The organism is Pseudomonas sp. YL2 (assembly GCF_023063025.1).
In the GTDB taxonomy this organism is placed as follows: domain Bacteria; phylum Pseudomonadota; class Gammaproteobacteria; order Pseudomonadales; family Pseudomonadaceae; genus Aquipseudomonas; species Aquipseudomonas putida_A.
The window spans coordinates 124915-141154 of the sequence record NZ_JAJSLU010000005.1 but is presented as its reverse complement, the minus strand read 5'-3'; the positions used below and the strand labels follow the sequence as shown (position 1 = coordinate 141154).

13 protein-coding genes are annotated in these 16240 nt (G+C 61.2%); 6 read left to right on the top strand and 7 right to left on the bottom strand.

The genetic code is table 11. The features are described from left to right. Positions 1 to 211 precede the first annotated feature (211 nt). Entirely contained in the window at positions 212 to 1012 is an 801-nt protein-coding gene (locus LVD08_RS09855; protein ID WP_098965425.1) for a helix-turn-helix transcriptional regulator, read from the bottom strand. 125 nt (positions 1013 to 1137) lie between these two features. Here LVD08_RS09855 and LVD08_RS09850 point away from each other — a divergent pair, with 125 nt between their 5' ends. Beyond that, entirely contained in the window at positions 1138 to 1959 is an 822-nt protein-coding gene (locus LVD08_RS09850) for a carbon-nitrogen hydrolase family protein (protein ID WP_247268035.1), read from the top strand. A 246-nt stretch (positions 1960 to 2205) separates the two neighbouring features. Then, positions 2206 to 3531, top strand: coding sequence for an APC family permease (locus LVD08_RS09845; protein ID WP_247268034.1), 1326 nt, complete (start codon positions 2206 to 2208; stop codon positions 3529 to 3531). A 6-nt stretch (positions 3532 to 3537) separates the two neighbouring features. Here LVD08_RS09845 and LVD08_RS09840 read toward each other — a convergent pair whose 3' ends face one another. From LVD08_RS09840 to LVD08_RS09820, 5 genes are read right to left on the bottom strand one after another with little or no spacing between them, the layout of a single operon-like run. Continuing rightward, positions 3538 to 4941 (bottom strand): ATP-binding protein, encoded by a 1404-nt coding sequence (locus LVD08_RS09840; RefSeq protein WP_247268033.1) that lies wholly within the window; start codon positions 4939 to 4941, stop codon positions 3538 to 3540. Then, a complete protein-coding gene (locus LVD08_RS09835) occupies positions 4938 to 6752 on the bottom strand; it encodes a DAHL domain-containing protein (protein ID WP_247268032.1) in 1815 nt (604 codons plus the stop codon). The genes LVD08_RS09840 and LVD08_RS09835 overlap by 4 nt, the downstream gene beginning before the upstream one ends. Beyond that, complete coding sequence (locus LVD08_RS09830) at positions 6749 to 7702, bottom strand: cytochrome-c peroxidase (protein WP_247268031.1); 954 nt, start codon at positions 7700 to 7702, stop codon at positions 6749 to 6751. The genes LVD08_RS09835 and LVD08_RS09830 overlap by 4 nt, the downstream gene beginning before the upstream one ends. Before the next feature lie 40 nt (positions 7703 to 7742). Further along, positions 7743 to 9617, bottom strand: coding sequence for a putative bifunctional diguanylate cyclase/phosphodiesterase (locus LVD08_RS09825; protein WP_247268030.1), 1875 nt, complete (start codon positions 9615 to 9617; stop codon positions 7743 to 7745). Further along, entirely contained in the window at positions 9614 to 11878 is a 2265-nt protein-coding gene (locus tag LVD08_RS09820) for a GGDEF/EAL domain-containing response regulator (protein ID WP_247268029.1), read from the bottom strand. Before LVD08_RS09820 ends, LVD08_RS09825 begins: the two co-directional genes overlap by 4 nt. Positions 11879 to 12119: 241 nt before the next feature. Here LVD08_RS09820 and LVD08_RS09815 point away from each other — a divergent pair, with 241 nt between their 5' ends. The 4 genes from LVD08_RS09815 to LVD08_RS09800 all read left to right on the top strand — a co-directional run bounded on the left by LVD08_RS09815 (position 12120) and on the right by LVD08_RS09800 (position 15145). Then, complete coding sequence (locus tag LVD08_RS09815; RefSeq protein ID WP_247268028.1) at positions 12120 to 13481, top strand: HD domain-containing phosphohydrolase; 1362 nt, start codon at positions 12120 to 12122, stop codon at positions 13479 to 13481. Positions 13482 to 13548: 67 nt separating this feature from the next. Continuing rightward, positions 13549 to 13983, top strand: coding sequence for an NUDIX hydrolase (locus LVD08_RS09810; RefSeq protein ID WP_247268027.1), 435 nt, complete (start codon positions 13549 to 13551; stop codon positions 13981 to 13983). 23 nt (positions 13984 to 14006) lie between these two features. Continuing rightward, positions 14007 to 14645: a LysE family translocator gene (locus tag LVD08_RS09805; protein WP_096795594.1), complete on the top strand. Its 639-nt coding sequence runs from the start codon at positions 14007 to 14009 to the stop codon at positions 14643 to 14645. 2 nt (positions 14646 to 14647) lie between these two features. Next, entirely contained in the window at positions 14648 to 15145 is a 498-nt protein-coding gene (locus LVD08_RS09800; protein WP_097086070.1) for a GNAT family N-acetyltransferase, read from the top strand. A 125-nt stretch (positions 15146 to 15270) separates the two neighbouring features. On the opposite strand, the gene metR is transcribed toward LVD08_RS09800, so the two are convergent. After that, positions 15271 to 16188 (bottom strand): transcriptional regulator MetR, encoded by a 918-nt coding sequence (metR, locus tag LVD08_RS09795; protein ID WP_007968856.1) that lies wholly within the window; start codon positions 16186 to 16188, stop codon positions 15271 to 15273. Positions 16189 to 16240: the final 52 nt, after the last annotated feature.

Here is a 16240-nt window from a genome sequence, read left to right as displayed (position 1 = left end):
CAATGGTTACCCATGGCGCGCAGACTGGCTTGCTCTTGTGGCGAGGGAGCTTGCTCCCGCTGGGTTGCGCAGCAGCCCCAAACCCGGCCATCACGGTCTGTCTGCTGCATCGCGTGACCAGGTTTTGCGACTGCTGCGCAGTCGAGCGGGAGCAAGCTCCCTCGCCACAGGGGATTCCAAGCTTCAGATATCTCCTGCGTACCAAGGCTATTCAGGCGTTCTGCGCCTGGAGAAAAATCGAAAACAGCTCCGACTGGGATTTGATCCCCAGCTTGCTGTACATGTGTTTCTTATGGACTTTCACGGTTTCTACGGAGATTTCCAGCTTACGGGCGATTTCTTTACTGGAGCAACCGCTGAGCATCAAACGCCCGACATCCAGCTCCCGGGCGGTCAGTTGCGCACCCTTGAGTTGTTGCACCGAGGCTTCCAGTTGCACTCGCCAGTCGGCCGCAGCTGGCGCGGCAGCGAGGGCCACGGTCTGGTTGATCTCGTACGGCAGGCGCTGACGCAACAGGCCCAGCACCCACGGCTGGATCAAAGACAGCAAAGCGATCTGTTCGCCAGTGAAACGTTTTTCACTGCCCAGCGACAGGCACAACGTGCGCTCGCCTTCGAGTTGGCAATTGAACTGGATTTCGTCGGCGACCACATTCAGACGAAAGTATCGCTGGTAATACTCGGTCAGCTCGAAATGCTCCGGTGCCACCTCGGACAGGCGGTACAGCCCGGTGCGCGACTGCTCGCGGCAGGCGATGTAGAACGGGTCGAGCAGGTACAAGCCGCGCAGATAATCCTGAAACAGCGGGTCGGGACTGCCGTCCTCGCCGGGGCATTCGGCGAACACCTGCGGGTGCTGATCGGCACTGAACAGCAGCACCACCCAACTATCGAACGCCACGTACTGGTCGAGCAGACGCACCAGTTGCGCCCAGAAATTCGGCTTGTCCAGCGCGTCGATCAGTTGCCCGACGGCGCGGTGCCAGGTGATGTCATCAAACGAAACGGTCATGGATCTACCCCTATCGGGTTACCCCGGCCGCGTGATTCCCTGGCCGGTTGCTTGCTGCGCATACTGGCCCACAGACAGCCACCGGGCAATCTTTCAGCGCCCGGGCATGACCATAAGGACTCGCGATGAAAGTCGAACTCGCCCAGCTGGCGGGCCGTGACAAAGACACGGCGTACAACCTCGAACTTGCCCTCGCGGCGATTGCCGCATGCGCCGCCGACACGCAACTGATCGTGTTCCCGGAAACCCACCTGATGGGCTTCCCGAGCGCCGACACCGTGGCGCAGATCGCCGAGCCGCTGGATGGCCCGACCGTCCGCGCCGTGCTGGCCGCCGCCCGCGAGCGCAATATCGCCGTGGTGATCGGCATGGCCGAAAGCGACAACGGGCGCTTCTACAACACCACGCTGCTGATCACCCCGGAAGGCATCGCGCTGAAATATCGCAAAACCCACCTCTGGGCGTCGGATCGCGGCGTGTTCGAGCCCGGCGACCGCTATGCCACCTGCGAGTGGAACGGCGTGCGCGTCGGCCTGCTGATCTGCTACGACATCGAATTTCCCGAATCCGCCCGCGCACTGGCGCAACTGGGTGCCGAATTGCTGATCGTGACCAACGGCAACATGGACCCGTACGCCCCGACTCACCGTACCGCGATCATGGCCCGCGCCCAGGAAAACCAGGCGTTTGCGCTGATGGTCAACCGCGTCGAGGCCGGGGATGACGGTTTGATGTTTGCCGGCGGCAGTGCGCTGGTCGATCCGCTGGGGACGCTGCTGTTCGAAGCGGGGCGTGAGGAGGGGCAGTTCAGCGTCGAGCTGGATTTCGACCGGTTGGCGATTGCGCGCAAGGATTATCGCTACCTGGATGATCAGCGTTTGAAACTGCCGGGGGAGGTGGTGGAGCACGCTTCTGGATTGCGTGAGTTGCTGATTCCTGCGCGCTGATCGGGATGCTGTGTCGGTCGGGCTGACGCCTTCGCGAGCAAGCCCGCTCCCACAGGGGAACGCGGTCACTGCGCGAGCAAGCCCGCTCCCACAGGGGAACGCGGTCACTGTGGGAGCGGGCTTGCTCGCGAAGAGGCCAGTCCAGACAACACACCTGCTTGATCCAAAAAACAACAAAGCCACACCCGAAATATTCGCCGAACTCGGCTCTGCCATAAATCCAATAACATTCGGAGTAAGTCGCCCATGGCTCGTTTGCAACGCACCCTTTCATTAGGGTCGGTGGTGCTGTTCGGCATCGCCTACATGACGCCGATCATTGTCCTCGGCACTTTTGGCATTCTCGCGCAATCCACCGCCGGCATGGTCCCGGCCGCGTATCTGGCGGCACTGGTGGCGATGTTCTTCACCGCCATGAGCTACGGGCGCATGGCCGCCGCGTTCCCGGTCGCCGGTTCCGCTTACAGCTACGTGCGCAAGGCGATCAGCCCCAAGCTCGGCTTCATCGCCGGTTGGGCGGTGCTGCTCGATTACCTGTTTTTGCCGATGGCGATCTGGCTGATCGGCGCGGCGTACCTCGCTTCGGCCTTCCCGTCGATCCCGCAGTGGATCTGGGTACTGGCGTTCATCGGCATCACCAGCGCGATCAACATCATCGGTCTGAAACTGGCCAACGGCATCAACGCCTTGCTGATGCTGGTGCAATTTCTGGTGCTGATCGCTTTCGTCGCGTTGTGCGTGCACTACGTCGGCGGCGATGCGCGCACGCCGTTGTGGTCGATCAAACCGTTCTTCAATGGCGACATGCAGATGCCGCTGATCATGAGTGGCGCGGCCATCGCCTGTTATTCGTTCCTCGGTTTCGACGCGGTCAGCACGCTGACCGAAGAGACCCGCGACCCACGCCGCACCATTCCACGGGCGATCATGTTGATCACGCTGATTGGCGGGCTGATCTTCGTCGGGGTGTCGTACTTTGTGCAGATCGCCCACCCGTCATTCCAGTTCGACAGCGTCGACTCGGCGGCCTATGAAATTGCGCGCAACATCGGCGGCGATCTGTTCGTCTCGATCTTCCTCATCGGCCTGATCGTCGGCCAGTTCGCCTCGGGATTGTCGGCCCAGGCCAGCGGTTCGCGCCTGCTGTTTGCGATGGGCCGCGACGGCGTGTTGCCCAAGTCGTTTTTCGGCACCTTGCATGCGCGCTTCGGCACACCGGTCAACAGCATCCTGTTGTGTGCAGTGGTGGCGTTGCTGGCGCTGAAACTCGACGTGACTACGTCCACTTCGTTCATCAACTTCGGCGCGTTCCTGGCGTTCAGTCTGGTCAACCTGTCGGTGATCTTTCACTACTGGATCGGCGGCGAGAAAAAAGGCCCGCGTGAGCTGGTGCTGTTTCTGATCTTCCCGTTCATCGGGTTGGTGGCGGACTTGTGGCTGATGGTCAGCCTGGATCACCTGGCGGTGTATCTGGGCCTGAGCTGGCTGGCGATTGGCGTGGTGTATCTGGCGGTGCTCACGGGCGGCTTTCGTCGTCAGCCGCCGGAGATGGATTTTCAGGAAGCGACCTGAGACACCTCAGGCTGCGGGTCGGCTCTGGCGCATCGGTAACTCGATGCGAAAGGTTGTGCCCACGCCCGGTTCGCTGCGGACTGAAATGTCGCCACCGTGTTTTTTCACGATGCCGTAGGACAGGGACAGGCCAAGCCCGGTGCCCTGACCGACCGGTTTGGTGGTGAAAAACGGATCGAAGATTTTCTGCAGGATGTCCGGCGCGATCCCCGCGCCGGTATCCGCGACTTCCACCCAGGCCGTGTCCTGCTGCTGCCCGGTACGCAAAGTAATGGTGCCGCGCTCGGGCCCCATGGCCTGCGCCGCGTTGACCACCAGGTTCATGATCACCTGATTGATTTGTGAGGGCAGGCACTCGATGTCCGGCAGTGGCTGATATTCCTTGATCACATCGGCCTTGTACTTGAGTTCGCTGGCGACGATGTTCAGCGTCGAGTCGATGCCTTGTTGCAGATTGGCCCACTGCCATTGCTGATGGGTATCGACCCGGGAGAAATCCTTCAGATCCTTGACGATCTGTCCGACCCGGCCAATGCCTTCCTTGGATTCGCGGATCAACACCGGAATGTCTTCGAGCAGAAAATCCAGATCGGCGTCTTTGCGCAGTTGTTCAAGTCGGGCCACGGATTCGCTGTCCGGCGTGGGGCCCAGCGTCTGCCAGGCATCGAGTACGCTCAACAATTGGTTGAAGTAGCCGTCGAGGGTGCCGAGGTTGGAGGAGATGAAGCCGATCGGGTTATTGATTTCATGGGCCACGCCGGCCGCCATTTGCCCCAATGAAGCAAGCTTTTCCGACTGCACCAACTGACTTTCCAGTTGCTTGCGTTCATCTATTTCGCGCTGCAGTTCTTCGCTGGCCTGCTTGAACTGCGCGGTACGCTGGTCGACCAGATGTTCCAGATGATGCATCTGCAACGAGGCGCGTTCGGTCATCTGCCATTTGGTCAGCAGGGTGTTGGCCATCTGCTGCACTTCGATGTTGTCGAACGGCTTTTTCAGGATCAGCAATCGGTCATGCGCTTGCAGACGTTCGAGCAGTTCATCCCAGGAATAATCCGAGTAGGCGGTACACACCACCACCTGCAACTGCGGATCCTGCTGCCACAGGTGTTCGATGGTTTTCGCGCCGTCCCAGCCGTCGGGCATGCGCATGTCGACGAAGGCCAGCGCGTAAGGGCGTTGTTCCTGCAAGGCCTGCATCAGTTTGCCCAGACCTTCCTCGCCGCCGTAGGCCGAGTCCAGCTCGAACGGCGGACGTTCGGCGCGAACCTGAGCGCCAAACAGTGCTGCTTCCATCTCGTCCAGTTCCACTGACTGTGCTGCCGGTGGCGCGAGGATCTTGCGGAAGTCTTCATGAATCGACGGCATGTCGTCGATCAGCAGAATGCGGCGGTTCGACAGCTCGCTCATGCGTTCTCCGTGACGCTGATCAGGGGGATCTGCAAGGTGAACAGCGCGCCTTTGCCCGGTCCGTCGCTGTGCGCGGTGAGGTGCCCGTTCATCTCGATGGCCGCCAGCGCGCAGCTGTGCAGACCGAAGCCGTGACCTTCCTTGCGGGTGGTGAAACCGTGGGCAAAGATCCGCGTCATGTTTTCCGGCGCGATGCCTTCGCCGTCGTCCCTGACGCTGATTTCGAGGAAGTTGTCATCGACGATTCTTACCGCCAGGGTCATGGTGCGGGGGCGGTTGCTGAGGTCAGACATGGCGTATTTGGCATTGCTGATGAGGTTGATCAGGATCAGCAGCAAACGGTGTTTGTCGCCCATCACCTGCGGCACCTCGGCGTACTCCTTGACCACCGTGACGTGATGCCGGGTCAGGGCCCCGGCGTTCATGCGCAACGCATCTTCGAGCAGCTCGTTGATAAACAGCGGCTCGGTCATGCTGTTGGCGCCGGCGTAGGATTGCTGGGTGGCGACGATGTCCTTGATGTGATCGACGCTTTTGTTCATCTGGTTCAATTCGTCGATCATTTCCTGCTGTTCCTGGGCGATGGCTCCGACCAACTGGTTGAGATAACCGGGGAGCAATTTGCCCTTGGCGTCTTCGCTGAGAAAGGCGCCGAGGTCGTGCGGGTGCTCGTTGATCAGTTGCATCGCCTTGCCCAGGCCCTGGGTCTTGCTGCTGCGCAGCTTGCGCGCGATCAGATCGCTGGAAATGTTCACGCTGTTGAGCACGTTGCCGACGTTGTGCAGCACGTTGGTGGCGATTTCCGCCATGCCGGCCTGACGTGCAGCGTCGAGCAGCTCGCTTTGGGCGTTCTTGAGTTCCCGGGTGCGCTCCTCGACGCGTTGCTCCAGTGCATCGTTGGCGGTTTGCAGGGCCGTATTGACCCGATTGATCTCGGCGAAACTGCCGATCAGGCGGATGGCCAGCCACACCAGCGACAACATCAGCAGCACCGAGAACAGCAGCAGATAGAAGTGGTATTGGCGGTCGACCTGATCGACGCGCTGTTGATCGCGATCGAGCATGGTGGTGAGGGTGTCCAGGCGCTCGGCCACGGGAATGTTTTCGATGCTTTCGAGCAACTGATTGACCAGTGGCTGCTCGCGAGCGATCAGGCTGATGTGATTGCTCATGATCTTGATCGGGGCTTCAAACGCCGGCGGAAGGCGTTGGGCGTTGATCTTCAGTTTGTTCAGGCCGACCTCGATGTCGGCGGCCCTGTCGTCGGAGGTGACCTGGGCGAATTCCAAGGCGCTGAGCAGCAGGTCATAGGTGTCGGTGGTGATGTTCTGCAGCTGTAATTTATCCAGGTCCGCCAGGTTGGCGAGCTGCTCTTGGATGTCGTCTTCGGCGGTGGGCAAAAAGGCCAGGGAATTGCGCAGCAGCGCGTTGTGCGATTTGAACTGTTCGACCAGACGGGTTTTCTCCTGCATCGCCTGCAGAAAACCCTCGTGAGCTTCGTTCCATTGCGCCGAGTCGCTGCGACCATGACCGGATTCGATTGCGTCGAAGCGCGCCCACAGCCGGTTCATCTCGTTCATCGGTGACACCAACGGATCGTAGTTGTGGGTCAGTGCCACCCTGGCCTTGAGGATCTCGTTTTCCCATAGTGAGTTCTGCTGTTTGATCTGCCGGATCAGATCCCGCGACTCGGTGTACGTCATGGTCTGGCCGGAGCTGGACTTGAAGTACAGAAACAGCAGGATCGAGGCCAGTGCCAGGGCGACCAGGGTCAGCAACAGCAGGCTGCGTCGCCGCGAGATGTTGATCATGGTTTGTATTCCCGTTGGCCGGTCAGGGTTGTGAGAAACAGCATGATCAGCCGTTTGTCCTCTTCGCTGGGCATGCGCCCCAACTGATACTGGAACATCACATCCACGGCCCGTTCGAGGGTGGGCGCCGAGCCGTCGTGGAAATACGGTGCGGTGATCGCGACATTGCGCAGGCTCGGCACCTTGAACACCGCCCGGTCGGCTTCGTCGCCGGTCACGTTGAAACGACCCTGATCAGCCACGGTCGGGTTGCCGCGATCGGCAATGTAATCACCGAACACGCCGAATTTCTGGAACATGTTGCCTCCGATGTTCACCCCTTGGTGACAGGAGATACAGCCGTACTCCTTGAAGCGCTGATAACCGTATTTTTCGTCCAGCGTGAGGATGTCGGTATTGCCCAGCAGGTACTGATCGAAGCGCGAGTAGGGGGTCAGCAACGTGCGCTCGAAGCTGGCCAGCGCTTGCTGGATGTTGGCTCTGGTCAAGCCGTCCGGGTAGGTGGCAGCGAAGTCGCGGCGGTAATCGGCGTCGTTGGCGATCCGCTCGACGACCGTGCTCCAGTCGCTGCCCATTTCATGGGGGCTGGTGATGACGACATTGCTCTGTTCTTCCAGCGTCTCGACGCGGCCGTCCCAGAACTGGCGGAAATTGAGGCTGGCGTTGAACACGGTCGGTGTATTGACCGCCACCGGTTTGCCGTCGAACCCCAGCGAGAGCGCCCGGCTGTCGGCACCGTTCTTGTCCAGTTGGTGGCAACTGGCACAGGACAGTGTGTTGTTGATCGACAAGCGTGGCTCGTGGAATAACCGACGTCCCAGTTCCACGCGCCGGGCGTCCTGCTGTGGCACGGCGGGCAACGGTTTGAGCGGCTCGTCCAGCGGGGCGGCACTGGCCCCGGCGCAGAGTCCGCACAGCAGCAGCGCCATGGCGTGACGGAACAGGTTCATCGGCAATCGTCTCCTTGACTCAAGGCCGGTATCGAGGCGTTCATCGCGCCGTCCACGGTGGCGGGGCTGCGCTGGCCAGCCAGTGCGCAAAGTCGTCAGCCGGCAGTGCCTTGCTGAAAAAGTAGCCCTGACCTTCTTCGCAGTCGTGGGCCTTGAGGAACGCCAGTTGCTCGGCGGTTTCGATGCCTTCGGCAATGACGTTGAGCCCCAGACTCTTGCCCAGGCTGATGATGGCGCTGACCAGTGCCGCATCATTGCTGTCGTTGCACAGGCCGCGAATGAACGATTGGTCGATCTTCAGCACATCAATCGGAAACCGGCGCAGGTAACTCAGGCTGGAATAGCCGGTGCCGAAGTCATCGATGGCCAGGCGGGTGCCCAGCGCCTTCAAACGATTGAGCGCTGCCATCGTTGTTTCGACGTTCTGCATCAGCACACCTTCGGTGATCTCGATCTCCAGCCAGTCAGGGGCCAGGCCTGTCTGCTCAAGCACGCGTTCGACGCCCGCAACGAAGTCACGCTGGCGAAAATCGATGGGTGACATGTTCACCGACATGCGGATCGGCGGCAGACCGGCTGTTTGCCAGGCGCGGGTCTGGCGACAGGCTTCGCCCAGTACCCATTTGCTCAAGGGTACGATCAGTCCACTGTCCTCGGCCACCGGAATGAACTCCGCCGGGTAGATCCAGCCGTGTCCCGGTTTCTGCCAGCGTATCAGCGCTTCGGCGCCGACCACGATGCCGCTGCGCAGGTCGATTTTCGGCTGATAGTGCAGGACAAACTCGTGCTCGTGCAGAGCGCGGCGAATGCCCGACTCGATGCTGTGCTGCTCGCGGGCGTGCTGGTTCATGGCTTCGATGAAGAAGCCAACGCTGTCAGGGCCGTGCTCCTTGACGTTGCGCATCGCCGTCTCGGCTTTTTTGATCAGCTCGATGGCTTCGAGGCCGTCATCGGGGTAGACGCTGATGCCGACGCTGGCGGTGACGCTGACGTCATGCCCGGCTATCGTCTGCGGCAGACGAATGGCAGCCAGCAGTTTTTCCGCGACGCCGTGGGTTTGCTGGGGATGGTTGATGTCGCCGAGGATCACCACGAACTCGTCCGAGCCATAGCGAAACACCGAGTCGGAATCACGCACGCATGACAGCAGTTGGCGGGCGGTGCGTTTGAGCATTTCATCGCCCGCTGGATGGCCCAACGCGTTGTTGATGCGCTTGAAGCGATCCAGGCCGAGAAACATCACCACCAGTTGCTTGTCATGGCGCCGGCAGACAGCCATGGCCTGACTCAGGCGATCACCCAGCAGGGTGCTGTTGGGCAGCTCCGTGAGGCTGTCGTATTGCAACAGATGCGAGACCTTGAGCAATTCGTGAACCCGCGCCTCGATGGTCTGCTCAAGGCTGAGCATCTTCAGCGCCGCGTCCTGCGCCAGTTGCCATTTCCAGGTCAGGGCGTTGGCCATCTGGCGGATTTCCAGACTGTCGAACGGCTTTTTCAGGATCAGCAACTGGTCGCCGAATTCCAGCCGTTCGGCCATCGCCTCCCAGGTGTAATCGCTGTACGCCGTGCACAGGGCAACCTGCAGGTTCGGATCGACGCGCCACAGCTGCTCGATGGTTTCCAGGCCATCCCAGCCCGGTGGCATGCGCATGTCGATGAACGCCAGAGCATACGGGTTGCCGCTGGCCAGCGCGTGTTTGACCAGGGCCAGGGCTTCCTGGCCCTGATAGGCGGAATCGAGCTGGAAGGTCAGGTGCGGCGATTGACGGGTGCCGAACAGTGTCTGCTCCAACTGATGCAAGTCGACGTCGTCCTGCGCCTGCGGGGCCAGAATCTTGCGAAAGTCTTCATGAATCGCTGGCGTGTCATCGATGATCAGGATGCGCCGGTTGGTCTGGGGGAAGGCCGTTTTCATGCCTCATCCTCCTTGGGGGAGGGCGCCGCGCGGGGCACGTCCCGGAGCAACCGGCCCGCCTGTTCGGCGCTGACCGCTTCGCTGAAATACAACCCCTGTGCGCTGGGCAGCGGTGCTTCGGCATGGGGCACATCGGGTCGATTCAGGGGTGTCTGGCCTTCGGCGATGATGCCGATGTCCAGATCCCGGGCGAAATTGACGATCGCTCGCAGGGCGTTGGCTCCGGCCGCATCCTGGGACGCGCTGGCGATAAAGCTCTGGGCCAGTTTGAGGTGATTGACCCGGTAGGTTTTCAGGTAATCGAACGAGGAATATTCGGTGCCGAAATCATCGATGGCAATCGCCACGCCCAGCTCACGCAGGCGCGGCAATGCATCGTTGTGGGTCCACTTGGTCTGGGCCAGCGTGGCTTCGGTGACATCGAATCGCAGGTCCCAGGGGGCGAGTTCCCAGCGTGCGGTGGTGCGCAGAACGTCGTAGATCAGTTCGGGGCCACTTTTGAGCTGTGCCAGGGAAATCTTGATCGCCATCACTGGCGGGGCGACCCCGTCATTTCGCCACAGGTGCATCTGGTGGCAGGCGTGATTCAGTACCCAGCGTCCGAGCGGAATGATCGCGCCGGTTTTCTCCGCTATCGGTACGAAAGCGGAGGCCGGCAGCAGGCCGAGGCGCGGATGTTGCCAGAGGATTTGCGCCTCCATGCCCAGAATCCTGCCGCTGTGCAGGTCAATCTCCGGTGCGTAATGCAGCAACAGTTGATTGCCCTGAAGGGCGCTGGTCAATTCGTCGACCAGGGTCATGCGTTCGGCCACTTCCCGCGAGATGTCCTCGGAGTGGAAGTGATACTGGTTGCGCCCCATTTCCTTGGCGCGGTACAGCGCCATGTCGGCCTGCCCGAGCAGGCTGTCGGCGTCGAGGCTGAGCCCGCTGTAACTGCTGATGCCGATGCTCACCGAAATGTGCAGCGCATTGCCGGCCAGGTTGTAGGGCGCCAGCAGCGTATCGCGGATATTGGCCGCCATGGCGGCTGATTGGGTCGGATCGCTGACGTCCAGTTGCAGGATCGCGAATTCATCGCCGCCCAGGCGCGCCACCACGTCGCTTTCGCGCACGCCTGATTTGATGCGGCGGGCGACTTCCTGCAGCAGCAGATCGCCCACCGGGTGGCCCAAGGTGTCGTTGATCCGCTTGAAGTGGTCAAGATCCAGATAAAACACCGCAAACGGCGCGGCCCCCCGACGTGCGGCGGCGAAGGCCTGATGCAGGCGTTCGATCAGCGTGGCGCGATTGGCCAGGCCTGTCAGGCCATCGGAGCGGGCCAGCAACGCCAGTTTTTCCTCGGCCACGCGGCGTTCGGTGATATCGAGGATGATGCCTTCGACTTCCAGCAGACGGCCGTCATCATCGCGCACCGGGATGTAGCGGTTCTCCACCCAGCGCCAGGTGCCCTGGCCGGTGCGCATCCGGAACTCGATCGACGCGCCCGACGCATGCCGATCCAGCACCCGGGCCATGGCGGCATCGACGCTGGCCTGATCGTCCGGGTGAATCAGTTCCTGCGCCCAGTTGGGCGAGCGCAGCAGGTCAGCGGCGACATGGCCGTAGCGGGTGATGTTGTGGGAGATGTACATCAGGGCAAACGACGGATCGCCGCGCAGCCGGTACAGGATGGTCGGGCTGTTCTGCACAATCATGTTGGCGTCGGACAGCTCGCGGGTGCGCTCCTGAACCGCCTGTTCCAGTTGGTTCATTTTCAGCTCGGCGTCTTCGGTCATCTGCCATTTGACCGTGAGCGCGCTGGCCATCTGCCGGATCTCGATCGCGTCGAACGGCTTTTTCAGAATCAGCAAGCGGTCATTCAGTGCCAGACGCTGGTCGATGTCTTCCCAGGAATAGTCGGAATACGCCGTGCACAGCGCGACTTGCAGCTTGGGGTCGACTTGCCACAGCCGTTCGATGGTCTCCAGGCCATCCCAGCCTGGCGGCATGCGCATGTCGATGAACGCCATGGCGTAGGGGCGGTTTTCAGCCAGCGCGGCTTCGAGTTTTTCCAGCGCTTCGCGGCCCTGAAAGGCCGAGTCCAGCTCGAAATGCTGGGACGGTGTCGCGGACGGGGTGCCAAACAACAGATTCTCGGTTTCGCCCAGGCCGTCGTCAGCGGGGACGAGCGGGCAGAGAATCTTGGCGAAATCGCCATGAATCGACGGGCTGTCGTCGACGATAAGCACCCGACGATTGATCTGCGCTGTTGGCTGGTTCATGCCGCGCCGCCCATGAGGCCGCTGGCGGGTGTCATCCGGGGCATCCTTTTCCCTCGCAACTTGTCGGTTCGACCGATGGAGTATTGCGCCGTGTTCAGCATAGTCGTCCCAGCGCGACGCCGTGGCCTGTGAGCGAAGATTTGCGTGAATGCAGTCAAAAATCATCTAGCCTTGGACTCAGGCGCGGGCCAGTGAGGCGGTCGGTCGATGTGTCGTTAACCCTGTTTCTTGAGGCCAAGCCATGGAAGAGCAATCCGCCCCTTTGCCGGTACATCGACCCAAGGTGTTGCTGGTCGATGACGAGGAATCGATCCTCAACAGCCTGCGTCGTCTGCTGCGGGGACAACCCTATGACGTCCTGTTGGCGACCAGCGGTGCCCAGGCGCTGGAGATGCTGGAGCAACAGCCCGTGGATCTGGTGATGAGCGATGCGCGCATGCCGAACATGGATGGCGCCTCGTTACTGGCGCATGTCCGCCAACGCTATCCGGCGACCGTGCGCATCATGCTCACCGGTTATGCCGACCCGTCGGCAATCATCAAGGCGATCAACGACGGGCAGATTCACCGCTACATCAGCAAACCGTGGAATGACGAGGAGTTGCTGCTGATCCTGCGCCAGGCCCTCGAACATCAGCATTCCGAGCAGGAGCGCCAACGTCTGGAGCGCCTGACCCGGGTGCAGAACGACCAGCTCAAGTTGCTCAACAGCACGTTGGAAAAGCACGTCGCGGCGCGTACCGCCGAGTTGCAGCAGACCGCCGACATGCTCGATCTGGCCTACGAAGAACTCAAACACAGCTATGTCACCGGCACCGAAGTGTTCTCGCTGCTGGCCAATCTGCGTCTGCCGCCTGCCAAGCAGACCAACCGGCAGATCATCGAACTGGTGCGCAGCTACTGCAAACAGCATGGTCTGGACGAGGCCACCAGCCGCGACCTGACCATGGCCGCCGCGCTGTACAACATCGGCAAACTGAGCTGGACCGATGGCATGATGACCACGCCTTCGGATCTGCTGCGTCACACCGATCGCGAGCGTTATCGCAGCTACCCCAAGCAGAGCGAGTCGCTGTTGATGACGCTTGACCCGATGAAGGACGCGGCCCGTCTGATCCTGCATCACCAGGAGCGCTGGGACGGCAGCGGTTTTCCTGACCGGCTCAAGGGCGAGGCGATTCCGTTGGGGTCGCGGTTGCTGAAACTGGCGGTGGATTTCGTCGAGTTGCAACGCGGCCTGATCCTCGAACGGCATTTGAACAGCGACGAAGCGTTGCTCTATCTGCGGCAGTACGCCGGGCGTTTGTATGATCCCGAGCTGGTCGAAGATTTCATTCAGGTGTGCGCGGCATTTCTGGGCGACGTCACCCTGGCCGACCCGTCGGTCAAGGTGCTGACCACCCGGGACCTGGCGGCAGGGATGATTCTGGCGCGTAATCTCAATGCCGATAACGGCATGCTGCTGCTCAACGCCGGCAAGGTGCTCAGCGCGCTGCTGGTGGAAAAGCTGATTGCCTTCGAAGCCATGGAGGGCGGCAAATACAAGATATTCGTCAAGCTGCCCGAGGAGGATGAAACCGCGCTCAAGGCTCAGGGGGAGTGACCTGTGAGGTGACTGAATCAGCCCGGGCATGGGATCCTTGCGGTTTTTCCAGGCCGGTGGCTGACCCATGACCTCTGCATCCGTTGTCGCTCCAAAACTCATCCGTATCGCCGCTGCGCTATTGCTCAACGCCGAAGGCCAGACCCTGCTGGTGCGCAAGCGCGGCACCACGGCGTTCATGCAACCGGGCGGCAAGATCGAAGCGCATGAGTTGCCGGTGCACGCACTGGCCCGCGAGCTGGAAGAAGAGCTGGGCCTGCAAATCGACCCGGCGCAGGCCTGCTTCCTTGGCCAGTTCTCGGCGCCGGCAGCCAACGAGCCGGGATTCGTCGTGCAAGCGGAGATTTTTCAGCTGACCATCGACGCCGATGTGACGCCCGCGGCCGAAATCGAGGAAGTGATCTGGATCGATCCCGCCACTGATCCTGCTGTGGTTCTGGCGCCATTGACACGCGACCTGATCCTGCCGTTTTATCGCAGATCACTGACGGCGCTCGCCTGATCATTCACGCAAAGGACATTGCCATGATCCCGCTTCAAGACCTGCTGATCTTCGCCGCCGCCGCGCTGTTGATGGTACTGACGCCGGGGCCGAACATGATCTACCTGATCTCGCGTTCGATCTGTCAGGGACGCAAGGCCGGAGTCACCTCGTTGCTCGGTGTGGTCGCGGGATTTTTCGTGCACATGTTTGCCGCGGCCGCCGGTTTGACCGCAGTGTTTCTGGCGGTGCCGCTGGCTTATGAAGTGCTGAAGTGGGCCGGTGCGCTGTATCTGCTGTGGCTGGCCTGGCAAGCGGTCAGACCCGGCGCACGCTCGCCGTTCGAAGCGCAGCAACTGCCGGCGGATTCGTCGCGCAAACTGATCACCATGGGCTTTCTTACCAGCGCCCTGAACCCGAAAATCGCCGTGTTTTACCTCTCGGTGTTTCCGCAATTCATCAGCCCCGAACACGGTTCTGTGTTCACCCAGAGCATCATTCTTGGCCTGACCCAGATCAGCGTCAGTTTCAGCGTCAATCTGCTGATCGCGCTGTTCGCGGCGGGCATTGCGTCGTGGTTCGTGCGCAATCCGACATGGCTGGCGCTGCAGCGTTACTTCATGGGATTTGTACTCGCCGGTCTGGCGGTGCGTCTGATGCTTGAACAACGCAGGACGGCCTGAGCATGTGGATCGAACGCCTCGACGCCAGTCATGCCCTGGCTTACCGCGAGCTGATGCTCGAAGCCTACGACCGGCATCCGCAGGCGTTCACCTCCAGCGTGCGCGAGCGCGCGGTGATGCCGCTGAGCTGGTGGGAAGCGCGGCTGACCAGCAAGCTCGACGTGGTGCTCGGTGCGTTCGAGGAAGGCACACTGGCCGGCATCGTCGGCCTGGCTTTCGAGCCACGAGAGAAGGCCCGCCATAAGTCGACCTTGTTCGGCATGTACGTCTCAGCCGATTTTCGTCAGCACGGTCTGGGCCATGCATTGGTGCAGGCCGCCATCGCCGAAGCACACACCCATCCTGCACTGAAACTGATCCAACTGACCGTCACCGCTGGCAACGACGCCGCGTTCAAGCTGTACCAGCGCTGCGGCTTCATCCAGTTCGGACTGGAGCCGCTGGCGGTACGGGTCGGCGAAGACTACTTCGACAAGATTCACATGTGGCGACAACTCTGATTTCTCACTGAGCCCTTGTGGGAGCGGGCTTGCTCGCGAAGGCAATCGGTCAGTTGATATCCCTGTGACTGAGACACCGCATTCGCGAGCAAGCCCGCTCCCACAGGGTTGCTGGCATATGCAATTCAACGAACCGCGCTAACCCCATCCAGTGTCGAGAACGAGGTGTCCTTGGCGGTCAGCAGGAAATCGCGCATGTACGGCGCATCGAGCATGTCGGCGCGGATCGCCGCGTACAGCGTGGCAAACAGACCCTTCTCGCCCAGGCGCTTGGCCTTCACGTAGCCGCGCGAGCTGTATTCATGCAGTGCCCAGTGCGGCATGCCGCAGACGCCACGGCCGCTGGCGACCAGTTGCATCATCATCACCGACAGCTCCGAGGTGCGCACTTGCGCCGGTTCGATGTCGGCCGGTTCGAGGAAGCGGGTGAAGATGTCCAGCCGATCGCGCTCCACCGGATAGGTGATCAGCGTTTCAGTCAGCAGGTCTTCGGGAACGATGTACGGTTTGCTCGCCAGCGGGTGCTGGTTAGCGACTGCGAGCATCGCTTCGTAAGTGAACAGCGGCACGTAAGTGATGCCGGCGATGTCCAGCGGATCGGAGGTCACCACCAGGTCCAGATCGCCGCGGGCCAGTGCCGGCAAAGGGGCGAAGGCGAAGCCCGAGGCGAGGTCGAGTTCGACTTCCGGCCAGGCGTCGCGGAACTGGTCGATGGTCGGCATCAGCCACTGGAAACAGCTGTGGCATTCGATCGCCATGTGCAAACGCCCGGCGGTACCCCCGGCCAGACGACTGATGTCACGTTCGGCGGCGCGCAGCAGCGGCAGGGTCGCGTCAGCCAGTTGCAGCAGGCGCAAGCCGGCGCTGGTGAAACGCACCGGTTTGGTCTTGCGCACGAACAACGGCATGCCCAGGCGCTCCTCCAGTTCCTTGAACTGGTGCGACAGCGCCGATTGGGTCAGGTGCAGGCGGTCGGCGGCATCGACCAGACTGTCGGCCTCGCGCAGGGCGTGCAGGGTTTTCAGATGACGGATTTCAAGCACTGCTGGCCCCATGAAGAAAATTTGTGATCATGACGAAAACGGTGAGTTTGTC

Bases quoted from the DNA above. Each gene is read 5' to 3' on its own strand.
- LVD08_RS09855 (WP_098965425.1), bottom strand. From the start codon at position 1,012: ATGACCGTTTCGTTTGATGACATCACCTGGCACCGCGCCGTCGGGCAA.
- LVD08_RS09850 (WP_247268035.1), top strand. From the start codon at position 1,138: ATGAAAGTCGAACTCGCCCAGCTGGCGGGCCGTGACAAAGACACGGCG.
- LVD08_RS09845 (WP_247268034.1), top strand. From the start codon at position 2,206: ATGGCTCGTTTGCAACGCACCCTTTCATTAGGGTCGGTGGTGCTGTTC.
- LVD08_RS09840 (WP_247268033.1), bottom strand. From the start codon at position 4,941: ATGAGCGAGCTGTCGAACCGCCGCATTCTGCTGATCGACGACATGCCG.
- LVD08_RS09835 (WP_247268032.1), bottom strand. From the start codon at position 6,752: ATGATCAACATCTCGCGGCGACGCAGCCTGCTGTTGCTGACCCTGGTC.
- LVD08_RS09830 (WP_247268031.1), bottom strand. From the start codon at position 7,702: ATGAACCTGTTCCGTCACGCCATGGCGCTGCTGCTGTGCGGACTCTGC.
- LVD08_RS09825 (WP_247268030.1), bottom strand. From the start codon at position 9,617: ATGAAAACGGCCTTCCCCCAGACCAACCGGCGCATCCTGATCATCGAT.
- LVD08_RS09820 (WP_247268029.1), bottom strand. From the start codon at position 11,878: ATGAACCAGCCAACAGCGCAGATCAATCGTCGGGTGCTTATCGTCGAC.
- LVD08_RS09815 (WP_247268028.1), top strand. From the start codon at position 12,120: ATGGAAGAGCAATCCGCCCCTTTGCCGGTACATCGACCCAAGGTGTTG.
- LVD08_RS09810 (WP_247268027.1), top strand. From the start codon at position 13,549: ATGACCTCTGCATCCGTTGTCGCTCCAAAACTCATCCGTATCGCCGCT.
- LVD08_RS09805 (WP_096795594.1), top strand. From the start codon at position 14,007: ATGATCCCGCTTCAAGACCTGCTGATCTTCGCCGCCGCCGCGCTGTTG.
- LVD08_RS09800 (WP_097086070.1), top strand. From the start codon at position 14,648: ATGTGGATCGAACGCCTCGACGCCAGTCATGCCCTGGCTTACCGCGAG.